This is a genomic window from Paenibacillus germinis, from assembly GCF_013141785.1.
Lineage (GTDB): Bacteria > Bacillota > Bacilli > Paenibacillales > NBRC-103111 > Paenibacillus_E > Paenibacillus_E phytorum.
In genome coordinates, this window is record NZ_WHOC01000117.1 from 1 (window position 1) to 515 (window position 515).

The window sequence follows — 515 nt, forward strand, 5'->3', positions numbered from 1 at the left end:
GGAAATCCAAAAGCAATAATTTCTTTTAACCCAGGTGTTTCCATTAAGAAAAATCCTCAGGCCGGCGATTTCGAGGATTATACTGCTGGAGAAGTAACATCCTTCGGAGCTGTTCCCACAAGTAGATGGTTAGACGGATTACAATGGCATACACTTTCTCATTTGGGTACCGGTTGGGCAGGAGCAAACAAAAGCTATACCGACATGTATATGGTTGATTACATAAAGTCTGTTAATCAAAACCAAGGTGTAGTATCAATGGATGCCGCTATTTTTAAAAACGGTTCATTGAGTCCTGATCAGCTAAATCAAATGAAAGCCATTAAGGCAGGTGTGAGAGATGGGATCAATCCATCGCCACCGGATGAAAATAATGTAGCCTTTGGGATCGTTCCTAGTGCTTCGGCGAATTTTAATAATTTGGTTAAAATAACCAACGGAGATAAAGACACTAACCAATTTAGCGATAGTTATCCAAATAACGGGTTGCGATGGATAAAAATTGATTTAGGGAA

Annotated in this window: 1 protein-coding gene; it reads left to right on the plus strand. The window is 39.6% G+C overall.

Annotated features, from left to right (window positions below; genetic code table 11):
* Window positions 1–515 (plus strand): hypothetical protein (locus GC102_RS22345; protein WP_171691453.1); only part of this gene is annotated, 515 nt, incomplete at both ends.